This is a genomic window from Streptomyces sp. SID486 (assembly GCF_009865385.1).
In the GTDB taxonomy this organism is placed as follows: domain Bacteria; phylum Actinomycetota; class Actinomycetes; order Streptomycetales; family Streptomycetaceae; genus Streptomyces.
In genome coordinates, this window is sequence record NZ_WWJT01000665.1 from 1 (window position 1) to 6,337 (window position 6,337).

At 73.5% G+C, this 6,337-nt stretch carries 8 protein-coding genes; 6 read left to right on the forward strand and 2 right to left on the reverse strand.

The genetic code is table 11. The features are described 5' to 3' along the window. The first annotated feature begins 97 nt into the window (after positions 1–97). Entirely contained in the window at positions 98–874 is a 777-nt protein-coding gene (locus tag GT045_RS31090) for a hypothetical protein (protein WP_237539010.1), read from the forward strand. A gap of 47 nt (positions 875–921) precedes the next feature. Next, entirely contained in the window at positions 922–2,061 is a 1,140-nt protein-coding gene (gene mycP, locus GT045_RS31095; RefSeq protein WP_161336223.1) for a type VII secretion-associated serine protease mycosin, read from the forward strand. A 115-nt stretch (positions 2,062–2,176) separates the two neighbouring features. Here mycP and GT045_RS31100 read toward each other — a convergent pair whose 3' ends face one another. Further along, positions 2,177–3,133: a serine hydrolase gene (locus GT045_RS31100; protein WP_161336221.1), complete on the reverse strand. Its 957-nt coding sequence runs from the start codon at positions 3,131–3,133 to the stop codon at positions 2,177–2,179. Between the two features lie 140 nt (positions 3,134–3,273). On the opposite strand from GT045_RS31100, the gene GT045_RS31105 reads away from it, so the two are divergent. Continuing rightward, positions 3,274–4,005 carry an SseB family protein gene (locus GT045_RS31105; protein ID WP_161336222.1) on the forward strand — a complete coding sequence of 244 codons (732 nt, stop codon included), beginning with the start codon at positions 3,274–3,276 and terminating at the stop codon, positions 4,003–4,005. Positions 4,006–4,012: 7 nt separating this feature from the next. Here the strand turns inward: GT045_RS31105 and GT045_RS31110 are convergent, their stop codons facing one another. After that, positions 4,013–4,369: a DUF1844 domain-containing protein gene (locus tag GT045_RS31110; protein WP_161293655.1), complete on the reverse strand. Its 357-nt coding sequence runs from the start codon at positions 4,367–4,369 to the stop codon at positions 4,013–4,015. A gap of 360 nt (positions 4,370–4,729) precedes the next feature. On the opposite strand from GT045_RS31110, the gene infC reads away from it, so the two are divergent. The 3 genes from infC to rplT all read left to right on the forward strand — a co-directional run bounded on the left by infC (position 4,730) and on the right by rplT (position 6,212). Further along, positions 4,730–5,416 carry a translation initiation factor IF-3 gene (gene infC / locus GT045_RS31120; RefSeq protein WP_161293653.1) on the forward strand — a complete coding sequence of 229 codons (687 nt, stop codon included), beginning with the start codon at positions 4,730–4,732 and terminating at the stop codon, positions 5,414–5,416. Between the two features lie 111 nt (positions 5,417–5,527). Next, positions 5,528–5,722: a 50S ribosomal protein L35 gene (gene rpmI / locus GT045_RS31125; protein ID WP_004933563.1), complete on the forward strand. Its 195-nt coding sequence runs from the start codon at positions 5,528–5,530 to the stop codon at positions 5,720–5,722. A 106-nt stretch (positions 5,723–5,828) separates the two neighbouring features. Continuing rightward, entirely contained in the window at positions 5,829–6,212 is a 384-nt protein-coding gene (gene rplT / locus GT045_RS31130) for a 50S ribosomal protein L20 (RefSeq protein WP_016642495.1), read from the forward strand. The last annotated feature ends 125 nt before the right edge of the window (positions 6,213–6,337 follow it).

Here is a 6,337-nt window from a genome sequence, read left to right on the forward strand (position 1 = left end):
GCCGGCCCGCGTGGCGAGCCCCGTGGCGCCGGACCCGGCGCACTCCTGGAGTGCCGCCCCGGCCGGCCGGCCCGTCGTGTCGTTCGCGGAACCCGAGCTGTCCGGCGTGCGCACGCGCCTGCGGGTGGGGCCGCGCACCGCCGCTGCCGCCGCCTGCCTCGTGCTCGGCCTCGGCCTCATCAGCGGCGCCCTCACCGGGAGTTGGCTCACCGGTGACGGCGAGGACTCCGGCCCCGCGAACGCGTTCAGCACCGCCGGAACCCTCTGGCACAGCGTGCCCGTGGACGGTCTGTTCCCGCCCACCGTCCAGGGCACGGGCGCCGGCCCCGGCGGCGCCGACCGCAGCTGGACCCGCATCGCCGTGGCCCCGGACACCGGCTGTGCCCACGCCTTCGACCCGCTGCTGCGCACCGCCCTCGCCCCGGTCGGCTGCCGGCGCCTGCTGCGCGCCACCTACACCGACGCCACCCAGAGCTACGTCACCACCGTCGGCCTGCTCTTCACCGACGCCGACCCCGCCGCCATGGCCGCGCTCGCCGCCCGCTTCCGCGACGAACACCTGGACCGGCGCGCCGACCTGATGCCCCGTCCGTACGCGGCCCCCGGCACCGCCGCCGCCGGCTTCGGCGACGCACAGCGGGCCACCTGGACCGTCTCCGTCCTCACCGACGCCCCCGTCGTCGCCTACGCCGTCTCCGGCTGGGCCGACGGCCGTACCGTCGACTCGCCCCAGCCCGCCGCGGACGCCGTCCGCTCCGGCGCCACCACCGCACCCGCCCAGGCCGGCCTCGGCAACGAGGCGAAGGGCCTGGCCGACCGCGTCCAGCGGCGTCTGCGCCAGACCGTCGGCACGGCAACGGAGGAGCCCTCGTGAAACGGTCCGGGTACGGCCGCCGCCGCGTCGGCGCCCCCGCGGCGGCGATGAGCCTGCTGCTCGCCGGCTCCCTCGCCCTGCTGCCGTCCACCGCCGCCCACGCCGACGGACTGCGCGCCCAGCAGTGGGGGCTGTCCGCCCTCCACCTCGAGGAGGCGTGGCGGACCACGAAGGGCCGGGGCATCACCGTCGCCGTCCTCGACACGGGCGTGGAGGCGGACCATCCGGACCTGGCCGGCAACGTCCTGCCCGCCAAGGACATGATCGGTTTCGGCGCCGGCCCCGGTGACCGCACCTGGGCCCGGCACGGCACCGCCATGGCCGGCATCATCGCCGGTCACGGCCACGGCCCCGGCGACTCCGACGGAGTCCTGGGCGTCGCGCCCGAGGCGAAGATCCTGCCGGTCCGCGTGATCCTGGAGGACGGCGACCCCGCCCGTGCCAAGGCCCGCACCACCCGCGGCAACGCCCTCGCCGACGGCATCCGCTGGGCCGCCGACCACGGCGCCGACGTCATCAACCTCTCCCTCGGCGACGACTCCGACTCGGCCCACCCGGAGCCCGGTGAGGACGAGGCCGTGCAGTACGCCCTGAAGAAGGGCGTGGTCGTCGTGGCCTCCGCGGGCAACGGCGGCGACAAGGGCGACCACGTGTCCTACCCGGCCGCCTACCCGGGGGTCATCGCCGCGACCGCCGTGGACAAGTACGGCACCCGCGCCGCCTTCTCCACCCGCCGCTGGTACGCGGCCGTCAGCGCGCCCGGCGTCGACGTCGTCATCGCCGACCCCGACCACAAGTACTACGCGGGGTGGGGCACCAGCGCGGCCTCCGCCTTCGTGTCGGGCGCGGCGGCCCTGATCAGGGCCGCCCGTCCCGGCCTCGCTCCGGCGCAGATCAAGGACCTTCTGGAGGACACCGCCCGGGACGCCCCGGTCGGCGGCCGGGACGACTCCCGCGGCTTCGGCATGATCGACCCGGCGGCGGCCCTGCGGGCCGCGGCCCGCCTGCGGCCCCAGGGGCGCCTGCACGCGGCGGCGTACGACGGGAAGTACTTCGGCCCCGGCCCGGACACCGCCGCGGCCGCGGGCGGCGCCGCCGACTGGGCGGCCCCGCTCGCCGGCGGCGCGGGCGGGGTCCTGCTGGTGGCCGGGGTGATCCTCTGGCGAGGCCGCAGAAGACAGCCCTGACCCGGCCCGCCCCCGCCCCCGCCCCCGCCCCTGGACAGGAAAGCATCCGCCCGGTGTCGTCCGACCTGGTGTCGTCCGGTCGGGTGTCACGCGTCCGGGTGTCACGCGTCCGGGTTCACGCGTCGCCGAACACCGACACCGCCGCCCGTGCCGCCGCCTCCACCAGGGCGATGCCGCTCGCCTGGCTCGTCGTGCCGTCCGACAGCACCGCCACCAGGTACTCCGTGCCGTCCCCCGTCACCCGGCCGATGCTGTTGACGTCCCACAGTCCCGTCGCGCTGCGCGGCAGCCACCCGTTCTTGAGGGCCGGGGAGCCGTCCGCCGTGGCCGCCGAGACGCCCCACCGCTGGTCGGCCCGCACCGCCCCCATCAGCCCCCGCACATAGCTCCGCGAGGTCGCGCTCAGCTCCGACTTCGCGCCGAACACCTGCTGGAGCAGCACCAGTTGGTCCGCCGCGGTGGTCCGGGTCAGCCCCCACAGCCCGCCGTCCCCGCCGACGGTCCGGGTCAGCCCGAAGCGCTCGTTCGCCGCGTCCAGCCCGGCCGCCCGCCCGATCGTCTCCCACAGGGCCGTGGCGGCCGCGTTGTCACTGCTCTCGATCATCTTCGCGGCGTACGCCTTCTCGGCGGCCGTCAGCTGCCGGCCCGCGTCCTGCGCCCGCAGCAGCAGGGCGGCCAGGATGTCGACCTTGACGACGCTCGCCGTGTCGAAGACCGCGTCGCCATACACGGCGCTCTCACCGGAACCCACCGCCAGGACCGCCGCCGACACCCTCGCGCCCGCGGGCACCGACACCTTCGCCATCGCCGCGCCCAGCAGCGCGTCCCGGTCCACCGCGGACTCCGTCACGGGTTCCACCGACGCCTCCTCGCCCGCCCCGGCCGAGGACGTGGCCGAGGGCGCCGTCGCCGACGATACGGCCGCCGCCCCGGGGTGCGTGCGCGCCTCCATCCAGACCGAGCCGCCGGCCGTGACCCCGCCCACGGTGGCGACGGCGAGCGCGGCACGCAGCAGCGCTCCGCGCCGGGTCGGGCGGGCACGGCGACGACGGGAAGCTCGGGGGGAGTGCATGCCGGGATGCTCGGAGCCCGCACTGTGCGCCCCGTGGGACCGGCGTGAGATCCGGGTCAGGAGAGGCTGAGATTCCCGTGAGGACGCGTGCCCGGCCTCCCGTGCGGCGGGCCGGCGGGGTGCCGATAGGGTCGGTGACCGTGGCGAACAAGAACATTCCCGACTCCGGCTTCTCCGACGACGACGGCTCCGCCGACCCCCGGCTGAGCGCGGCGCTCGCCGCCTGGGCCGAGGACCGCAGCGCACTCGGCGCGGTGCTGGAGGCGCTGAAGGGCGCCCGCCTGCTGGTCCCCGTCGTCGCCGTGCTCGGCGAGGTCGAGGAGGACGAGAACGGGCTGCGCCGCGAGAAGACCAGCGACATGGCCGTACCCACCCTGAAGGCCGGCCACCGCACCGCCCTGCCCGCCTTCACCTCCACCGACTCCCTCGCCCGCTGGGACCCCGCGGCCCGCCCGGTCGCCGTACCGCTGCACCAGGCGCTGGAGGCCGCCGCCCACGAGAAGGCCGACACGGTCGTGCTGGACCTCGCCGGGCCCGTGCCGTTCGAGCTGACGGGCCCCGCGCTGCTCGCCCTCGCCGAGGGCCGCACCAGCACCGACCCGCTCGCCGACCCCGCCGTGGTGGAGGCCGTCCGCGCGGCGGTGGCGGCGGAGCCCGCCGTGCTCCGCGCCCACCTCGGGCCCGGACAGGCCGACGGCACCCTCGCCCTCGTGCTGGACGCGGCCGCCCCGCCCGCCGAGGCCGCCCGCGCGGTCGCCGAGCGGCTCGCCGCCGACGAGACACTGAGGGCCCGCCTGGTGCGCGGCCTCGACCTGGCACTGCTGCCGGCCGGGACCACGCCTCCGGGCGAGCCCCTGTACGTGAAGGGTTAGGCCGGTATCAGCCGAAGACCGGGCCGGTGTACTTCTCGCCCGGCCCCTGGCCCGGGTCGTCCGGGACGATCGACGCCTCGCGGAACGCCAGCTGCAGCGACTTCAGGCCGTCGCGCAGCGGCGCCGCGTGGAAGGAGCTGACCTCGGTGGCGCCCGCGTCCAGCAGGCCGGCGAGGGCGGTGATCAGCTTCCGGGCCTCGTCCAGGTCCTTGTACTTCTCGCCCTCCTCGCTCAGCCCGAGCTTCACGGCGGCGGCGCTCATCAGGTTGACGGCGACCGTCACGATCACCTCGACGGCGGGGACCTCGGCGATGTCCCGGGTCATCGCGTCGAAGTCGGGGGACTCAGGAGGGGTGTCACTCATGCCCCAAACGATAGGCGGTCCGGTCCGGCGCCCTTCAATTAGCCCTTGTCAAGCGATCCTGCTAACCTGGTGGACGACCGGCCGGTCATGCCATGTGCGAATCATGCGGGACCGGCCCACAAGTGGAGGCTCCGATCTCCCACCTGACCGTCCTCCGGGGCGGCGGGTCTCCGGTCAGGCGGCCACCATCGTTCCGTACGGACGATGGAGTCGCCCGAATGTGCGCCCCGCGGTCACCGCGGCGGTGCTCCGGTAGTCATTGGAGCCCGCCCGCCTGTGATCGTCCGGGGCATTTTTTGTGCTTCGGCGCGGTTAGGTCTCAACGAACACAGACGTTACGCGGCTGTCCGCCAGACCGCCGTGTGGTGCTACCGAGGAGGATCCATCAGCGCCGAGCCCCGCATCAACGACCGGATTCGCGTTCCCGAGGTGCGACTTGTCGGTCCCAGTGGCGAGCAGGTGGGCATTGTCCCGCTCGCTAAGGCACTGGAGCTTGCGCAGGAGTACGACCTGGACCTGGTCGAGGTCGCGGCGAACGCCCGTCCGCCCGTGTGCAAGCTCATGGACTACGGGAAGTTCAAGTACGAGTCGGCCATGAAGGCCCGTGAGGCGCGCAAGAACCAGGCGCACACGGTCATCAAGGAGATGAAGCTCCGGCCGAAGATCGACCCGCACGACTATGACACCAAGAAGGGTCACGTCGTCCGGTTCCTCAAGCAGGGCGACAAGGTCAAGATCACGATCATGTTCCGTGGTCGCGAGCAGTCCCGGCCCGAGCTGGGCTACCGACTGCTGCAGCGCCTCGCGGAGGACGTCCAGGACCTCGGGTTCGTCGAGTCGAACCCGAAGCAGGACGGCCGCAACATGATCATGGTTCTCGGTCCGCACAAGAAGAAGACCGAGGCGATGGCCGAGGCCCGCCAGGCGCAGGAGGCCCGCAAGGCCGAGGCGAAGGCGAACCCCGGCAAGTCGCAGAACCCTGCCGAGGCTGAGGCGTCGTCGGAGGAGCCCGCCGAGGCTCCGTTCGAGGAGCCTGCCGAGGCGTGATCCCGGGGGACACCCGTCCCCGAGGATGTAACCGATACAAGAGCGACGCTCCACCGTGCCCGGTTTCACGACCGGGCACCGGAGCGCCACCGACGAGGAGATAACGGCGCTATGCCGAAGAACAAGTCGCACAGCGGTGCCAGCAAGCGCTTCAAGGTCACCGGCTCCGGCAAGGTGCTCCGCGAGCGCGCCGGCAAGCGCCACCTGCTCGAGCACAAGTCGTCCCGCGTCACGCGTCGCCTCACCGGCAACGCCGAGATGGCCCCGGGCGACGCCGCGAAGATCAAGAAGCTTCTCGGCAAGTGACGTACCCGGCGCTCGCCATCCACTGAGCGCCGTACGGCACCACCGGGACCCAGTCGTTTCCGGGTCGTGTGAGTACCACCACGACCCCGCTACAAGGAGTTAACAAGTGGCACGCGTCAAGCGGGCAGTCAACGCCCACAAGAAGCGCCGGGCGATCCTCGAGCAGGCCTCCGGCTACCGCGGTCAGCGTTCGCGCCTGTACCGCAAGGCCAAGGAGCAGGTCACCCACTCGCTGGTCTACAACTACAACGACCGCAAGAAGCGCAAGGGCGACTTCCGTCAGCTGTGGATCCAGCGCATCAACGCCGCTGCCCGCGCGAACGGCATCACCTACAACCGCTTCATCCAGGGTCTGAAGGCCGCGAACATCGAGGTCGACCGCAAGATCCTGGCCGAGCTGGCCGTGAACGACGCCAACGCCTTCGCGGCGCTGGTCGAGGTCGCGCAGAAGGCGCTGCCGTCGGACGTCAACGCTCCGAAGGCCGCGTGACGCCGCGCTGGCTCTGAGCCGACGTTCACTGGAGGACCCGCAGGCTGACCGGCTTGCGGGTCCTGTTGTTGGGGCCGCGAGGAGGCGTGCGGCCGCGGGCCGGCCATGATCGCCCGCGCCGTCCC

Bases quoted from the DNA above. Each gene is read 5' to 3' on its own strand.
- GT045_RS31100 (WP_161336221.1), bottom strand. From the start codon at position 3,133: ATGCACTCCCCCCGAGCTTCCCGTCGTCGCCGTGCCCGCCCGACCCGG.
- GT045_RS31110 (WP_161293655.1), bottom strand. From the start codon at position 4,369: ATGAGTGACACCCCTCCTGAGTCCCCCGACTTCGACGCGATGACCCGG.
- mycP (WP_161336223.1), top strand. From the start codon at position 922: ATGAGCCTGCTGCTCGCCGGCTCCCTCGCCCTGCTGCCGTCCACCGCC.
- rpmI (WP_004933563.1), top strand. From the start codon at position 5,528: ATGCCGAAGAACAAGTCGCACAGCGGTGCCAGCAAGCGCTTCAAGGTC.